The organism is Bhargavaea cecembensis DSE10, from assembly GCF_000348905.1.
Taxonomy (GTDB): Bacteria; Bacillota; Bacilli; order Bacillales_A; family Planococcaceae; genus Bhargavaea; species Bhargavaea cecembensis.
In genome coordinates this window covers 168,456-184,436 of record NZ_AOFT01000006.1, presented here as the reverse complement: position 1 = coordinate 184,436, position 15,981 = coordinate 168,456, and the positions used below count along the sequence as shown (strand labels likewise).

At 52.9% G+C, this 15,981-nt stretch carries 15 protein-coding genes; 4 read left to right on the top strand and 11 right to left on the bottom strand.

Annotated elements, in window-relative coordinates; all coding sequences use genetic code 11:
* The 3 genes from C772_RS07615 to C772_RS07600 all read left to right on the top strand — a co-directional run.
* A partial coding sequence (locus C772_RS07615; protein ID WP_035001801.1) for an aminotransferase class I/II-fold pyridoxal phosphate-dependent enzyme occupies positions 1-645 on the top strand: 645 nt, incomplete at its 5' end.
* Between the two features lie 362 nt (positions 646-1,007).
* A complete protein-coding gene (locus C772_RS07605) occupies positions 1,008-2,180 on the top strand; it encodes a hypothetical protein (RefSeq protein WP_008298803.1) in 1,173 nt (390 codons plus the stop codon).
* 15 nt (positions 2,181-2,195) lie between these two features.
* Positions 2,196-3,431 carry a metal-dependent hydrolase family protein gene (locus tag C772_RS07600; protein WP_008298802.1) on the top strand — a complete coding sequence of 412 codons (1,236 nt, stop codon included), beginning with the start codon at positions 2,196-2,198 and terminating at the stop codon, positions 3,429-3,431.
* Between the two features lie 96 nt (positions 3,432-3,527).
* Here C772_RS07600 and C772_RS07595 read toward each other — a convergent pair whose 3' ends face one another.
* The 3 genes from C772_RS07595 to C772_RS07585 form a co-directional block, all read right to left on the bottom strand.
* Complete coding sequence (locus C772_RS07595) at positions 3,528-3,917, bottom strand: hypothetical protein (protein ID WP_008298801.1); 390 nt, start codon at positions 3,915-3,917, stop codon at positions 3,528-3,530.
* A 6-nt stretch (positions 3,918-3,923) separates the two neighbouring features.
* On the bottom strand, positions 3,924-4,460 hold the full coding sequence (locus C772_RS07590; RefSeq protein ID WP_008298800.1) for a DUF1643 domain-containing protein: 537 nt from the start codon (positions 4,458-4,460) through the stop codon (positions 3,924-3,926).
* A gap of 110 nt (positions 4,461-4,570) precedes the next feature.
* Positions 4,571-5,464 carry a serine hydrolase gene (locus C772_RS07585; protein WP_008298799.1) on the bottom strand — a complete coding sequence of 298 codons (894 nt, stop codon included), beginning with the start codon at positions 5,462-5,464 and terminating at the stop codon, positions 4,571-4,573.
* Between the two features lie 219 nt (positions 5,465-5,683).
* Here C772_RS07585 and C772_RS07580 point away from each other — a divergent pair, with 219 nt between their 5' ends.
* Positions 5,684-6,817: a M20 metallopeptidase family protein gene (locus C772_RS07580; protein WP_008298798.1), complete on the top strand. Its 1,134-nt coding sequence runs from the start codon at positions 5,684-5,686 to the stop codon at positions 6,815-6,817.
* Positions 6,818-6,938: 121 nt separating this feature from the next.
* Here C772_RS07580 and C772_RS07575 read toward each other — a convergent pair whose 3' ends face one another.
* The 8 genes from C772_RS07575 to C772_RS07540 all read right to left on the bottom strand — a co-directional run bounded on the left by C772_RS07575 (position 6,939) and on the right by C772_RS07540 (position 15,971).
* Complete coding sequence (locus tag C772_RS07575; RefSeq protein WP_008298796.1) at positions 6,939-8,093, bottom strand: M24 family metallopeptidase; 1,155 nt, start codon at positions 8,091-8,093, stop codon at positions 6,939-6,941.
* Between the two features lie 23 nt (positions 8,094-8,116).
* Complete coding sequence (locus tag C772_RS07570) at positions 8,117-9,328, bottom strand: metal-dependent hydrolase family protein (protein WP_152419728.1); 1,212 nt, start codon at positions 9,326-9,328, stop codon at positions 8,117-8,119.
* A gap of 18 nt (positions 9,329-9,346) precedes the next feature.
* A complete protein-coding gene (locus tag C772_RS07565) occupies positions 9,347-10,759 on the bottom strand; it encodes a sodium:solute symporter family protein (RefSeq protein WP_008298792.1) in 1,413 nt (470 codons plus the stop codon).
* Positions 10,760-10,943: 184 nt separating this feature from the next.
* Positions 10,944-12,569, bottom strand: a complete 1,626-nt coding sequence (locus C772_RS07560; RefSeq protein WP_008298791.1) for a PucR family transcriptional regulator — start codon at positions 12,567-12,569, stop codon at positions 10,944-10,946.
* 149 nt (positions 12,570-12,718) lie between these two features.
* Positions 12,719-13,369, bottom strand: coding sequence for a 3-hexulose-6-phosphate synthase (gene hxlA, locus C772_RS07555; RefSeq protein ID WP_008298790.1), 651 nt, complete (start codon positions 13,367-13,369; stop codon positions 12,719-12,721).
* Positions 13,370-13,427: 58 nt separating this feature from the next.
* Positions 13,428-14,264: an SDR family oxidoreductase gene (locus C772_RS07550; RefSeq protein WP_152419735.1), complete on the bottom strand. Its 837-nt coding sequence runs from the start codon at positions 14,262-14,264 to the stop codon at positions 13,428-13,430.
* On the bottom strand, positions 14,255-15,334 hold the full coding sequence (gene uxuA / locus C772_RS07545; RefSeq protein ID WP_008298788.1) for a mannonate dehydratase: 1,080 nt from the start codon (positions 15,332-15,334) through the stop codon (positions 14,255-14,257). Before uxuA ends, C772_RS07550 begins: the two co-directional genes overlap by 10 nt.
* Positions 15,335-15,347: 13 nt before the next feature.
* Positions 15,348-15,971 carry a bifunctional 2-keto-4-hydroxyglutarate aldolase/2-keto-3-deoxy-6-phosphogluconate aldolase gene (locus C772_RS07540; RefSeq protein WP_008298787.1) on the bottom strand — a complete coding sequence of 208 codons (624 nt, stop codon included), beginning with the start codon at positions 15,969-15,971 and terminating at the stop codon, positions 15,348-15,350.
* Positions 15,972-15,981: the final 10 nt, after the last annotated feature.

Genomic DNA, 15,981 nt, shown 5'->3' with positions numbered 1-15,981 from the left:
ACCCTTACCCGGGAAGTGATGGATGGGCTGATTGCCGTACTCAGCAAGCACAAGCTATGGGTCGTCTCGGACGAGATCTACAGTGAAAACACCTACGGAGACGGTCATATTTCCTTTGCTTCCTATCCGGAGCTCCGGGAACAGCTCATCCTGATCCACGGCTTGTCCAAGTCTCACGCCATGACCGGCTGGCGGATCGGATTCACGCTGGGATCCAAAGAGGTGATGGAGCAGATTCTGAAGGTCCATCTTTCCAGCACCATCTGCGCCTCCCTGCCGAGCCAGTATGCCGCGATTGAAGCACTCGATCACTGCCGAAATGCGCCTGCTGAGATGAACAAGCAGTATATCGAGCGCAGAAACGCTGTCATGGACCGCCTCCGGCAAATGGGACTGGATGTGGAACAGCCTGACGGAGCCTTCTATCTGTTCCCGTCGATCCAAAAGACGGGCCTGACTTCTTATGAATTCGCCGAACAGCTGCTGGACCGCCAGCACGTCGCAGTCGTTCCGGGCAGTTCCTTCACTTCCTACGGCGAAGGCCATATCCGGATCTCCTACGCAAATTCGATGGACAACCTGATGGAAGCCATGGATCGGATGGAGGCCTTTGTCCGGGAACTCACAGCAGTAGAGACAATCTGAAATAGCAAGGCGGCACCGGATGGGATTCCGGTACCGCCTTTTTGTATTGGGAAGTCTATGCCAAGCAATGCTTGTTATTGCCACCCATTAATCGAAAACGCCTCCATCCAAACTTTGCTAAAGGAACAATATTTACCATAGTTTATTGTCCACCAATTAGGAATTTTACAACATAAATTGGCATTCATGAAGAATCCCCTGTGCCTGCAAGGTTCTTCAATAAAGATAAGGAATCCAAAATATAAAATCCGATATATTTCTAAAAATTCCATTGACTATTCTTCCTTATTTTCTGTAGAATCAGTTCATTGCTTTAGCTAACTTGGTTGGCGCAATGAATCAGCTTGGAAGGAAGGCTATTTATGTCAGAAATCATACATTCTCCACTTGTTGCCACGGTGCTCGTTTTTGCACTGATCGCGTTCGGCGAATGGCTCTCAATTGTGTCACGCGCCCGTGTGCCGATGCTGCTGACCGCCATGGTCGGATTTATGCTCCTTACCTGGACGGGCATCTTCCCGGAAAATATCCTGGAAAGCTCCCAGTTCGCAGCGCTCGGCGCCATCCTGATCGGGCCGGCCATTGTCCATATGGGGACACTGATTCCGATGAAGGTGCTTCGGGAGCAATATCGTGCTGTCATCATTGCGCTGTCCGGCGTTGTTGTGGCGGCCATCCTGATTTTCGCGGTCATTCCCTTTGTCTTTAATTTCGAGACGGCGGTCGCGGGAATGGGTCCGATCAGCGGCGGCGTGGTCGCAATGATCATCACGACTGAAAAACTTCAGGAACTGGACCTCGGAACGATTGCCCTGATCCCTGCACTGATCGTCGCGTTCCAGGGACTGCTCGGCATGCCGCTCGCACTTAACTTTATGCGTGCCTATGCCAAGCGGCTGATCGGCAAGATCGATGCCGGTACCTTTACGCCGATGAACGCCGAGCTTGCCGAGGAACTGGAGGAAACGAAGAAACTCGGACCGGTGCGTTCCAGCATGACCATCCGGCTGTTCCTCGTCTTTGTTGTCGGCGCGCTCGGCGTCGTTCTCGGCTCTATTACACCGATCAACTACAGCATCTGGTGCCTCGTGTTCGGCATCATCGGTGCAAAGATCGGCTTCCTCGAGCAGGAGTCCCTTGTGAAGGCGAACTCGTTCACACTGACACTGGTCGGCATCATGTTCGTCGTCATCGGTTCCATGGCCGGGGTCTCCCCTCAGGATGTCATGACACAGCTTCCGGCAGTTGCCGCGATCATCATCCTCGGAACGGCCGGGATCGCGCTCGGCGGATATGTAGGTGCGAAACTCGTCAAATGGGATCCGCTAAAAGGGATGCCGGTTGCACTCACAGCATTGTTCGGCTTCCCGGGGGATTACCTGCTGTGTGAAGAAGTCGCACGAAGCACGGCCCGGACAAAGGATGAGGAAAAACTCATTTTCAACGAATTGCTGACCCCGATGCTGATCGGCGGATTCACGACGGTCACCGTCGCCTCGGTCTTTATCGCAGGTATACTCGTTTCATTCTTATAATTGGAGGAATTGCTGATGACTACAACAATCATTGAAAACGGACAGATCATCGACGGCACCGGCAGCGAGCCGCGCCAAGGAATTGTTGTCGTAAAGGACAACAAAATCGACTACATCGGGGACGCTTCGGGCTATACGAAAACCGGTGACGAGACAGTGATCGATGCGGGAGGCAACACCGTCCTGCCGGGATTCATCGACACGCATGTCCATATGATGTTTGAATACGCGCCGCTCCAGCAGCGGCTGACGACGCCGTTCAGCTACATGTTCTATCAGGCAATGGCATACATGAAGAAGACACTTGACGCAGGCGTAACCTCTGTGCGCGATGCACTCGGAACCGACCTCGGCGTCAAACGCGCCATCGAAGACGGGCTGATCCAGGGACCGCGCATCCAGGTCAGCATCAATGCCCTGACCATCACAGGCGGCCACGGCGACGGGATGCAATTGAACGGAGACGTGTTCGACATCTCCCCGTCCGGCTACCGGGGCATGCCGAATGGAATCGCTGATGGCGTCGATGAAGTACGCAAGAAAACACGTGAAATGCTGCGCGCCGGAGCCGAAGTCATTAAAGTCCATGCCACGGGCGGCGTCCTCAGCCCGACCGACCACCCTGAGTTCACCCAGTACTCGTTCGGGGAACTCTCGGCAATCGTCGAAGAAGCCCGTTTCCGCAAAGGCGTCAAGGTCATGGCGCACGCCCAGGGCGCAGAAGGCATCAAGAACGCGGTACGCGCGGGCGTCCACTCGATTGAACACGGCATCTACCTGGATGACGAAGCGATCGAACTGATGAAAGAAAACGGGACGTACCTCGTGCCAACCCTCCTCGCCCCGGTCTCCGTCCTGGAGACCGCGGAAGAAGTCGGCATGCCCCAATCGGCTGTCGAGCAATCCGCCGAAGTCATCGAAGCCCATCAAGCCAGCTTCGCAAAGGCCTACCAGGCAGGCGTGAACATCGCCATGGGCACCGACGCCGGCGTATTCAGGCACGGCACCAACCTGCGCGAACTTTCTCTCATGGTCGACTGCGGGATGACCCCAATGGACGCCATCGTCGCCTCCACCAAGTCCGCCGCCGAATGCATGGGCTGGGAAGACAAAGTCGGGACGCTTGAACAAGGAAAGCTGGCGGATGTGGTCATCGTGAAGGGCAACCCGCTGGAGGATATCGATTCTCTTTCCAACCCGAACAACATCCTGACCGTTTTGAAAGACGGAGAATTGGTAAAGGGACAATAAGTTTTTGAATAGAAATACGCGCACCTCCCGGGAGATGCGCGTTTGGCTGCAGATGAGGCGAAACATTCGCTTTGTCTGCAGTTTTTATTTCTCCGGTTACAACCACGCGTCACCCTCCCACCCCTCATCTTCGACTTCCCGGATCAATGTGATTTTCCCCTCGTGCCTGTAATACCTGGACCAGATGGCGATGGCCTGGTCGATGTGCCGGTAGGTGGTCTCCTGGACGTGATCGGCATCCGGATCGCGCTCCCAGGAAACGATTAAGTCGTGGCCGTCTTCCCGCTGATGAATGTTGATGTAACAGATTCTGTAGAGCCACTTCGCCTTGTCACTGTCAACCCAGACCCAGTCTTCTTCCCACTCATCTCCCTGGTTGATCCATTCGCCCATCTCGCCGCGCGTGTGCTGGCGGTTTCTCCGGGAAAATTGTTCGCTCATCCGTCCGATTTGCATCAGGAAGCCGAAAATCGGATTCTGCTTCATGGCCGATCAATGTCTATATTCAACAAGCGGCGTATCGGATCGAAGATAGAGCGGGTGCCTCGGCATTCCGCTTTTTGTTGTTCCCAGGCAGTACGGTGTTTTACCGGCTTCCCGGATCCTATTGAGGACCGCCTGATCCCGGCCATCCCTTCCGCCATGCTGCCCCCATGCAACGATCACTTGCCTGGCGCTTCCAATAGCATCAGCCAGATATCCGTCATTCGGGGAATGATGGCGTTCATCCGAAGCAAAGAGGACTTGAGGACTTTTCGTCCTGAGCGAATAAAGGTTGACGACCTCAAGCGAACCGTAGCCCTGTCGCTTGGCGATGTTCATGCACTGGTAAAGCGTCGCATCCGGCTTTCCCGCATCCGCCGTACTCGGATTCAGCATCACAAACAGCCACTCGGGCTTGCCTGTCTCCCAAGTTACGCTTAACCGGTAGCGATGCCTGTCCGTGTGATCAAACATCACAAGAACATGTTCATCATTCTTCCAAAACCCAGACTCAATCCGGACATCCTCTTCTTTCCAGATGACCATCCCCATTCCCCCTCCGCTTGATTTCTACTATCTTAAAAAGAAGCAGCCTAAAACAGCTGCTTCTCTAAGGTATATGATGGAGTTTCGAATCTCATGAGAACGCATATCTTTCATTTCGTGAAATGCTGATAGGCCGTTTCGGCAATCCGTGCAATTATGGCTTCCCCGCTATCGGTCGTCGGGTTGCCGGCGGAGAAGATGCTGATGATGAGCGGTCCCTTCCCGCCGGGCAGATCAATGATTCCGGCATCATTCACAGCGGAAGCGATCGTACCGGTCTTGTGGGCGACTTTCGTTCCGGCCGGAAGCCGGGCAGGGATGCGGTCGTTCAGCTGCTGACGGTAGAGGATGTCGAGGACAGACTCCGATAACCCCGGACTGATAAACGCCCCTTCCGCCAAGTTCGTCAGGATTGCCGTCATGTCATCCGGGGTGCACAGGTTGTTCTCCCGATCCTTCCTCATCACCGGATTTTCCTGACCGGGCGCTTCATCCACATCCATCTCCAGCCGCTCCGTCAGCTGCTTCCAGGATTCCTCGCTGTAGGGAAGCGGCTCCATTCCCACCGCCAAGCTCAGCAGTTCCCAGCAGGAATGCGCGATGGAGATGCTCCCGGCACCAAGCCTCCTTGCTGTATCCCGGACCGCATCCTTCCCAAGCATTCCCAAAAGGACATCGGCCGCCATGTTATCACTCACAATTGTCATGAGGGTTGCCAGGTCTTTGACTGTAACCGGGAGTCCGGGATCGAGCTCCTGCAAGATTCCCGAGCCCGGCACCCGCTCCTCCTCCGTGAGGGCAATCCTCGTCGTCAAATCAATCCGGCCTTCATGCACCTGCTCGAACAGCGCAAGCAGGATCGGCACTTTGAATACACTCGCCATCTGGAACGATTCGTCTGCGCGGATCCGCACTTCTTCCCCTGACTGGAGGTGCCTGATGGAGATGCCGAAGGTGGCGTCGGTTTCTTTTAGTAGTTTCTCGATTTTATCCTGGAGCTTCATGCCGCTCCCCCCTTTGTTAAGACTTCCCTGTTCTCTACTTTCTTGATGAACAACCAAAATTCCTACTCTGGTAGTTTCCACACATCAAGCCTCTGCTTGCTAATAAAAAATCTTCCTATTCACCTTTCTTCAACTATTTGATGTTGTCTATCTGCAAGGCATCATCGATAATTAATAAGCGGCCGTACATCAGATAGATACCACGTTGGAGGGTTGGAAATGAACGCTCATCACTATGAACTGGTAAAAAAACTCCGCCACGAATTGCACCAGCATCCTGAACTGTCCAACGAAGAAGTCTGGACCAAGCAGCACCTGATGGAATTCATCCAAGAAAACACCGGACTCGAGGTTGTCGACAAAGGGAACTGGTTCTATGCCATCTACCGGGCCGGAGCGGATAAGCCCAACATCGCATTCAGGGCAGATTTTGACGCACTACCAATTGATGAAACAATCGAACTGCCATGGGCTTCCCGGATTCCGGGAGTGTCCCATAAATGCGGCCACGACGGCCATTCCGCGACACTGGCTGCATTTGCGCTCGAAGTCGACCAGCAAGGCGCGGACATTAATATCTTCTTCCTGTTCCAGCCCGCGGAAGAAACCGGAGACGGCGCTCGCCAATGTGCGGAACTCATCAAAGACCAGTCGGTCGATGCCATCTATGGCTGGCACAATATGAGCGGCCTGCCCTACAAAGCGGTGGGCATCATCGATGGCACAATGATGTGTGCATCCAAGGGTATGACCATCCACCTGGAAGGCACTCCCGCCCACGCCAGCCAGCCGGAAACAGGAATCAACCCATCCTTCGCCATCGGAAATATCCTTGGCGCGATTCCGGCACTTACCGCTCCAGAAAATCATAAAGGCCTTGTTCTCTGCACGGTCGTCCAGATCGATGTCGGCGAAAAAGCGTTTGGCGTGGCCGCATCCAAAGGCGACCTCCGCATGACGATCCGGGCCCTCTACGAGAAGGAACTGGACAACCTGCAGAAAAACCTTGAGAACCTTGCAAAGAAACAGGCGGAACAATTCGGGCTCAAGGTCAGCTTCCAGTACAATGATGAATTTCCCGAAACCTACAACCACAAGGAAAGCGCCGACCGCATCCGCTCCGCAGCAAGGACCAGAGGAATGGAACTCGTCGAAATCCAGGAAGCCTTCCGCGGTTCCGAAGACTTTGGCCACTACACCAAACTCACGAAAGGGGCCTTCTGCTTTATCGGAAACGGAGAAGATTATCCGCATATCCACACCGTCGAATATGACTTCCGCGATGAGCTGATTGAAACGGGCGTCGAGCTGTTTAAGGAGCTGGCGGGGTGTGGCGTCACGGCCGATGTTTAACAGTAGTTATACTAGAAAGGACCGGTGCCTGGCACCGGTCCTTTTCTCATTGATACGGCAGAAGAAAGCACAAAAAAGAGCGCACTCCGCGCTCTCTTCAACAACAATTCCAGTATTATTCTTACACTCCCTGTTTCACCCCATCAAACACCAGCGACTCCAAATCACTCGGATATTCTGTAATCAGTTCTGTTCCGTTTTCCTTCAGAATGACCGTATCAGAATGGCGGAAGCCGCCGACTTCAGGGATATAGATGCCCGGTTCGACGCAGAAGGCCATGCCCGGCTTCAGGACCAGGTTATTGTCGTAGCGGAGCGACGGTTCTTCGTGTAGGCCGATGCCGATTCCGTGGCCGGTACGGTGGTTGACATACGGCTCAAGTCCCGCTTTTTCAATTACTTTGCGTGCGACTTCGTTGACCTCTTTCGCAGTTACGCCGACCTTAATGAAATCGAGGGCGGCAGCCTGTGCCTCCACCGCGACTTTGAACGCGTCTTTCTGCTTGTCCGTCGGGCGACCGATAAAGAAGGTTCGCTCGCACTCTGCACGGTAACCGTTCAGTCCGACCTGACGGCTGTGGATGATGATGTCCTGCTCCTCTAGTTGACGGGTGTTTGAGAAAACATGCGGCATATTGGTCCGTTCAACACCCGACGGAGACATGACGAAATAGTCGAGCGTCGCGTTCGGATGCCGCTCCGCCACTTCAGTGAACAGAGCCCGTGTACCGAACTGGTCCATTTCAATCTCAGACATTCCGGCTGCTGCATTTTCAAGGGAATGTTTGAGCGCCAGGCTGACGAGTCGGCCGGATTCGGCGATCATGGCCATCTCCTCTTCGTCCTTGACCGCCCGCATGTCCACGATTTCCTGGTCGATGCTGACCAATTCTGCACCGTGCTGATGCGCGATCTGTTCCAGCTTCACCGAGAATGAAGCGAACTCTGCCCCGATCACCGTTCCTTTCGGATAACGGGACAGGAGCGTGTCGAAATGCTCGGTGTAGGACCCACCCTGCCCGGTCTTCGACTTTACTTCATGATAGACATACAACTCATCGACGTTCGCTTTGGCCTTGGCATGCTCTTCTTCAAGAGATGGAATGATCAGTGCGGTTTTCTCTTTATCAACGAGCAGCACGATCGGCCGGGAATAGATAATGGCCTTTAGCCCGCTGAAATAATACTGGTTTTCAAAATTAAAGATGACCGATACGTCGATTCCCTTTGCGTCCATCACTTCGCGCAGTTTTTGCACCCGTTTTTCTGTATTCATCTACATCCCGCCTTTTCTTCGAGTTATCGTACAGTTTCAAGTGACGGTGTTCCGGTAAGGCCGTGATTGACCAAAATTTTATCGTCGACAATTACCTGCTTGACCTTTTCCAAGTGGGACAGGCTCTCCAGCGGATTGTCCGCTATCATCAGCAGATTCGCCTTGTATCCCTTCTCAATTTTGCCGACGTTCAAATCCAAGATCTTGCCGGCATTCACCGTTGCCGTTTTCAAAATGGCCCTTGTATCAGGAATGAGCTCGTGCATGGCGTACAGTTCATCGATCAATGCATGATGGGAAGTGCCCGGCGAACCTGCATCGGATCCGGCCCCGACCAGAACACCGCTCTCGAGATATTTTCTGAATGCATTTGCATGGATTTCCGTGATTTTTCTTGCTTTCTCCTTCGCGTAGTCTGGGATTTCTTTCATGGATGCGAGCTGTTGATAGACATGAAGCGTTGGAATCCATGCCGCTCCCCGCTCTTTCATGAGGCCCACTAACTCATCGTCCAAGTAGTGCCCGTGCTCAATCGTATCTATGCCGGCTAGCAGAGAGTTCCGGATGCCTTCACGTCCTATTGCATGGGAAGCGACCTTAAGCCCGAAGCGATGCGCTTCATCTGCAATGGTTTGTAGTTCCTCAAGGTTCAGCTCGGAATGGCCGACCTGCTCCCCTTCATCACGGCCATATGCCCCTCCGGTCGCACTCACCTTGATCACCTGGGCGCCCTTATAGATCTGCTCACGGACACCTTTCAGCGCCTCATCTTTCCCGTCCACAAACCGGGCCCAGAACGGATCATGCCCGCCGGTCATCGTCAGCGTCTTCCCGCTTGCAATGACATCCGGCCCCTGAACCAGCCCCCGCCGGATGCTTTTGGCCACATGTAATGCGATATCATCAACCGAACCGATGTCGCGTACTGTAGTGATGCCATGCTCCAAGTAATGCCTGCAGTTGGCTACCGCCCGGATCAGCATTTGCTCGTAACCTTCTGACTCAAGGGTCGCCACCGGGTCGGCAGAACCGTCCCACATCATGTGAATATGGAGATCAATCAGACCCGGCATGAGCAGATGCCCCTGACCGTCATAGACAAGGACCCCTTCAGGAATCTCCGAATCTGCAATGACGTCCTCGATGACTCCATCCTTTACCCATACTGCCCGGTTCTCGATTAGTTCCAGCTCTTCCCCAAGAAGCAGCCGTACGTTTGAAATAACATATTCCACCGTCAAAACCCCTTCTCCTTACTCCAGGTTCAGATTCTTGTTGCCGAGCGTCAGGCTTGCCCCTTTCTTTTGTGTTGCCAGGCTTACGACAACCAGTGTGATCACAGAAAGCGGAAGCGCGAACAGCACACTGTTCCAGTCAAACGGCCGGTTGAGCACCAGCTCCCAGAACATCGTGGCCGATCCTCCGACAATAATGGAGCTCATGATGCCCGCTGTGGTCGCCTTCTTCCACAACAGCGTCGCGATGATTGCCGGTGTAATGGCCGCGCCATACATCGTATACGAGTACATCTGAATCGCCAGGACACTCGGGAAGAACTGACCCAGCACGTATGCAAATACACCAAGTCCGAGCACGGTACCCCGGTTCAGCCAGAGCAGTTTTTGTTCCGGAAGCTCTTTTTTGCTGAAACGCTGTACGAGGTCGTACACGATATTGCCGGATGCGGAAAGCAAATAAGAAGTAGCCGTCGTGATCAGAAAAGCGACCGAAGCGCACAGGATCAGTACGCCAATTGCTACAGGGACTCCTTCGATTGCGACAGTCAGGATTGCCGCATCCGGTGATATGGTCGGGAACAGCACAATGGCCGTTGTCGCCATCATGATAACAAGGCCGACGACCAGCGCGTTACCAGCAATGAATCCGAGCACAGAGCGTTTGGCCGTAAGCTCGTCTTTTGCCGCAGCAAACCGCTGGTACATGTTCTGGTCCCCCAATACCAGCAGAAACAGAGGAAGGAAGAAGCCAAGCAGCTGCGGAATGGACAGGCCGCCGTTCCATGTCTTCGTCATTGCCGGCAGAGCTTCCGCCAATCCGCTGAACCCTCCGGCTGCATTCAGAGCAAATGGAATCCCGATGATAAATCCGATCAGAATCAGCACCGCGCCCAATGCATCCGAATAGGCAACGGAGAAAAGCCCGCCGCTCATCGTCAGGAAAATGACCAGCGCACACATGACAATCGCCCCTACTTCAAGCGGCATGCCTGTCGTCAGTTGAAGGACATAAGCTCCTCCAGTGAACTGGTAAGCCGTGATTCCGACGTAAGCAAGAAGGATAAAGATTGAAGCAATAACACGCGTAGCTGTACCAAACCGTTTTTCAAGCAGCTGTGGAACCGTGTACATCTCGCTCTGGCGCACCTTGCTTGCGATCAGATACAAGATGAACGCACCGACAAAGCCGCCGGACAGGTTAAAGATTGCCGCAAACGGACCATATTGATAGATAAAGCTGGCCCCGCCTACAACGGTGCCGGAACCGACGAAAGTCGCTAGAAGCGTCCCGATGACAATCCACAGCGGCAGGCTCCTCCCCGCCACCATGAAATCATCGCTGTTCTTGATCGAACTTTTGGCAAAGTAGACGCCGAGCAGTGCCATCAGAATCAGATAAACAACGACAGCTACCAGGTAGATACTCATTCTTGTTCACCTCTTATCGTAATTATGGCTCCTCCATTAACCCCGGATAGTAAGCGCTTACTTTCACCCTCCCGAATGACTGACTATATTGAATAGTTAAATCTTATAATGTATACAACCATATCACCATGTGAGCCATCGACAAACTTATCTAATGAATTTGTCTGTCATCAACAAACCGGCCTTATGGGTGATCCCCATAAGACCGGTAGGCCAATACCAATAATGCGTAGATGGACGAATCTTCAATATTAAGAGGAAGCAATCCACGAATGGTTTCGAGTCTGTACTTCACTGTGTTCGGATGGATGAATAATTCCTTGCCGGTTTTCTTCAGATTAAAGAAATTGTCAAGATAGACTCGGAGTGTCCCGACAAGATCGGTATTCTTCTCGCAGTCGTACTTGATCAGCGGCTGTAAAAGCTGCTCCGCAAAACTTTGGAACAGATCCTCCCCTTCCAGAAATGCAGCCACCTTCTCAATGCCCATTTGTCCCCATTCCGCGTACGTATGGCCGCTCTGCTTGCACAATTTGAGAACAATTTCAGACTGTTCATGTAAACGCCGATAGGTAGAGGCATCCGATAGTTCCGCTCGGTCACTGACCCCGATCAGCAAATGCTCGGTTTCCGGCAGTTTTGATTTCCATTGCTGGATTCGAGAATCTGCCCGGGTCAATAAAACCAGATGATGATCACGGATAAAAGGCGGAAATAAGATGAAGCGTTCCGACGATTGTTCAGCATGCATGTCTACCCACCGGCTAACCCTCTCCAGCACTCCGGCATTATCCTGGTTAGTCGATTCGATCAGGACCACTTGATACATTCGTTCCTCAACATCAGGAAGCTCTTGCACCAAATGAGGATCGGTCGCTCCGGACAGGAGTTTTTCCAGGATGCTGATAGCCTCCTGACGTCCCTGTTTGTCCGGATTATACACATCCGACATAAGAATTTTGGATGCCGTCCGGATCATTTCTTCCATGAGGTCTTGTTCGGGTGCATCCTGGTCCTGCTTGAAATGGAATGCCAGATATCCTCCAAATCCGGAATCCGAGAAAATCGGATAAATGATTATGCATCCTGCCCCATCAAGATTAGTCAGACGGCAAGGCTCATTCTTGATGCGCGATTCTTGAAGCCGATTTTTTTCGGCTATGATGGTCTCTGCGAATGAATGTACCGCTCCCCGTTCAACCTGACGATCCGCCCATTGTTCCAGGACTTCCAGATCCGAGTCGATCCAGAAGACAACATCCCCACCCATATACTCTCCGATCATCTCAATAATTACCCTCAGGCTTCGCCTGGAAAGAATCGATTCAATCAGCAGGTTATTCAGCCGGCCGATCCGTTCCCTTGCCTGGTCCCTGATTGTCTGCCGCATCCGGTTAAACAGCTCAAATATCAAATTATATGGCGTTTCAGCAGGTATCCGGAAAACAGGCAGACCCTGATCATCGGCAAAGCGCTTTACCTGTACCGGGATGTCCGGATAAACCGATGTATGAAAACCAATGGCAGACACGCCGACGTCCACCAACCAATGGAGATGATCAATGATTTCCTCAACATCCTGAAATGCATGAAAGGTGGACAGCAGCAACCCATTCTTTTGAATCCGTGAAGTCCGCTCCTTCAGCTCAATTGCGGTCACATACCGGATCTCCTGTTCAAGCCCATTCCTGCCTGCCAGAAGAGGAATATCAGCTTTTGCAAGCTCTTGAGCGATTTGGTCTACCGTGATCATTTGGTGATAGCCCCTTTTTATCTTTATGGATTCCAACTGATACTGTATTTCGCTCATGGAAACTTGAACTCCTACCCAGTCAGAACACACAGAACAGATTGAAGCATCGTAAAAAGAAAATGCCTGAAGACATCTTACCTAAGTCATTCCTGAACTCCCTCTACCAATACTAAAATGGAAATCTATTCTGATTACCATCCCTGTATTTATAGATGTTTTTGTTGCCCATCCGATCGGCGGAGTGCATCCGCCATTCCGGCAGCTGCCTGCTCCGGGTCCTGGCTGTTTGTGATGTAACTCCCCACGATGGCAATTCCCACTCCCAGCTTTCTCAGTGATGGTAGGTTATCCGGACCAATTCCTCCCGCGACGGCCAGATCTGCCTGGTCCAGGCCGCCCACAAGATGCAGCTGATCTTCAAAATGCTGTTTGCCGCTTGACTGCCGGTCTTTTCCAATATGCAGACAGAACAGATCGGCTCCTGCCAGGTATATATTCCTTACCCGGCCGGAATCTGTTACCTCGAGCAAATCCACCATGACACGTTTCCTGTTTTCTTTTGCAGATTCAAGCACTTGCCGGATGGTTTCGATACCTGCGAACCCCATCACGGTGACCACGTCCGCTCCCGCCCGAAAAGCCATTTCAGCCTCGTGCCGGCCGGAATCACAGATTTTCATATCGGCTACGACCGTCTTATCCGGATAGGCATCCTTGATGTCCCTCACAAGCCGGATACCATGCTCCTTGATGGTTCCGGTACCCACTTCAATCCAATCGATAAAATCACGAGTTTTCGCGATGAAATCGATACACTCCTCCCTTGATAGGCGATCCAGAGCCAGCTGCAATTTCATGCGTTTCCCTCCCTCAAATAAAAGGCCATGCCGTCTCCGGCACAGCCTGCTCATTCAATCAAACTCCCGAATACGCCATAAAACCGCCGTCCACCGGTACCGTAATTCCTGTGACAAAGCCTGAATAGGACTCGTCGACCAGCCAAAGCACAGTGCCGACCAGATCTTCCGGCTTACCAAAACGTTTCATCGGTGTGCCGTTCATAATCTTCTCGGAACGGGGTGTTAGTGAGCCGTCCGGATTCGTTAAAAGGTCTTTGTTTTGGGTCGTCAGGAAGAAGCCTGGGGCAATCGCGTTGACTCGCAGGCCTTTCTCCGCAAAGTGCACGGCCATCCACATGGTGAAGTTATTGATTCCGGCCTTTGCCGCGCTGTATGCCGGCACCTTCGTCATCGGTGAGTAAGCACTCATCGAAGAGATATTGAGGATGACGGGATGCTCTTGGTTGAGCAGTTCTCTTCCAAACACCTGGCTGGCCAGGAAGGATCCTGTGAAGTTGGTCGAAAACACCCTGTCGAAGCCCTCTTGCTCCAGGTCGAAGAATGACTTCCCTTCTGCTGATTCATCGGCGGTTTCCATATCCGTAATGGCATCCGGATGATTGCCGCCTGCGCCGTTAATCAGGATATCAATTCTGCCAAAGCGTTCCAGGATCTGTTTCTTTGCCTGTTCAAGAGAGGGTCGGTCGAGCACGTCAGCCGCAACCGCCATCGCCTCGCCGCCAATATCTTTAATCTCCTTAGCCACGACCGATCCTTTTTCCTCGGTGCGGTTGAGAATGGCGACTTTCACACCCTGGGATGCCAGCGACCGGGCCATCGCAGAACATAGGACGCCACTCCCGCCCGTAATGACTGCTACCCGTCCGCTAAGGTTTTCATGTGTCACCATGATGCCTTCTCCCCTTTTCCGGACGTGTAGGCATCCCATAGTCCAAGCAGGTACATGATGCCGAGAGCACGGTCGTAAAGGCCGTACCCCGGCCGGCATTCCTCTCCCCATATATGCCGGCCATGATCGGGGCGTACGTAACCTTCATAGTCCTGATCAGCGAATTGACGGATGACCCCGTTGATATCGACCGAACCATCAGAAGTCAGATGGGAACTTTCGATAAAGCTTCCATTTTCAAAAATGCGCACGTTGCGGACATGACTGAATGGCGAGTGTGCCAGATAATCTTTTGCCAATTCCACCATGTCATTATCTGGATTCGCGCCCATCGAACCCGTGCAGAATGTAATGCCGTTTGATGGGGAATCGGAAATTTCACGGAGCTTTTTCCAGCTTTCGCCGCCCGTCATGATGCGCGGCAAACCGAAAATCGACCACGGCGGATCGTCCGGATGAATGGCCATCCGGATGCCGGCTTGCTCTGCAACAGGCAGGATCTCCTCGAGGAAGTAGGCGAGATGTTCCCAGAGCTTGTCTTCGTCAATCTCCCGATATGCCTCAAACAGCTCTTTGATCCGAGCCATCTTTTCCGGCTCCCAGCCCGGCAGCGTCAAATCTGACGCAGAAGCGACCGTACTGACAAGTTCTTCTGGATCCAGCGACTCGATCTTTTCCTTATCGAAATAGAGGGCGGTCGAACCGTCTTCGAGCGGTTCATACAGCGCGGTCCGGGTCCAGTCGAAGATCGGCATGAAGTTATAACAGATCACCTTGACGCCTGCCTCGCCCAGATTGCGGATGGTCTCCTTGTAATTCTCGATGTAGCGGTCCCGGTCCTCATTTCCCAGCTTGATTGACTCATGCACATTAACGCTTTCCACGACATCCGCATGGAAGCCATGGGAGCGGATATACTCAACTTCCTCGAGTATTTCTTCCTTTTCCCACACGTCTCCGACCGGTTTCTGATGCAGGGCCCATACAATCCCCTTTACGCCCGGAATCTGGCGGATTTGCTCAAGGGTGACACTGTCATTGCCCCGTCCGTACCATCTGAATGTGATGTTCAAGAATTATTCCTCCTCATCGCTGTACAGCGGCCATATAGTTGCGGGCTGACTCTACGACCGCCTCCCTGCCAGAAGCGCGGTACGTCTTGGTCAGGTCGCTTCCGACGCCCACTGCGACTGCGCCTGCCTCGAGCCAGCTATTCATATTTTCTTTATTGATGCCTCCGGTCGGCATGATCCGGACATTCGGAAGCGGTCCCTGCACCGACCTGATAAATGATGGTTCAAATCCGTTGGCTGGAAACAGCTTGAGAATGTCACAGCCCGCTTCACTTGCAAGCACCATTTCCTTGATCGTCATGCAGCCAGGCAAGTACGGCGTGCTGTAACGGTTGCACAGCCTCGCCACTTCCGGATCGAAATGGGGACTGACGATAAACGCCGCTCCTGCCAGAAGGGCATGTCTGGCGGTTTCCGCATCAAGTACGGTACCTGCTCCGACCAGCGCGTCCGTGCCGGATAGCCGTTCAATCACCTGTCCCGCCCCAGGGGTGGTGTAGGTCACCTCGATGGCCCTCATGCCCCCTTCCAGCGCAGCTTCAGAAATGGCTGTTGCTTCTTCCGCATTTTTTCCCCGGATCACGGCAACCACTTTTGTATCAAGCAATTCCTCGTATACCTTCATCTTCGGAATCATGGACAGCCTC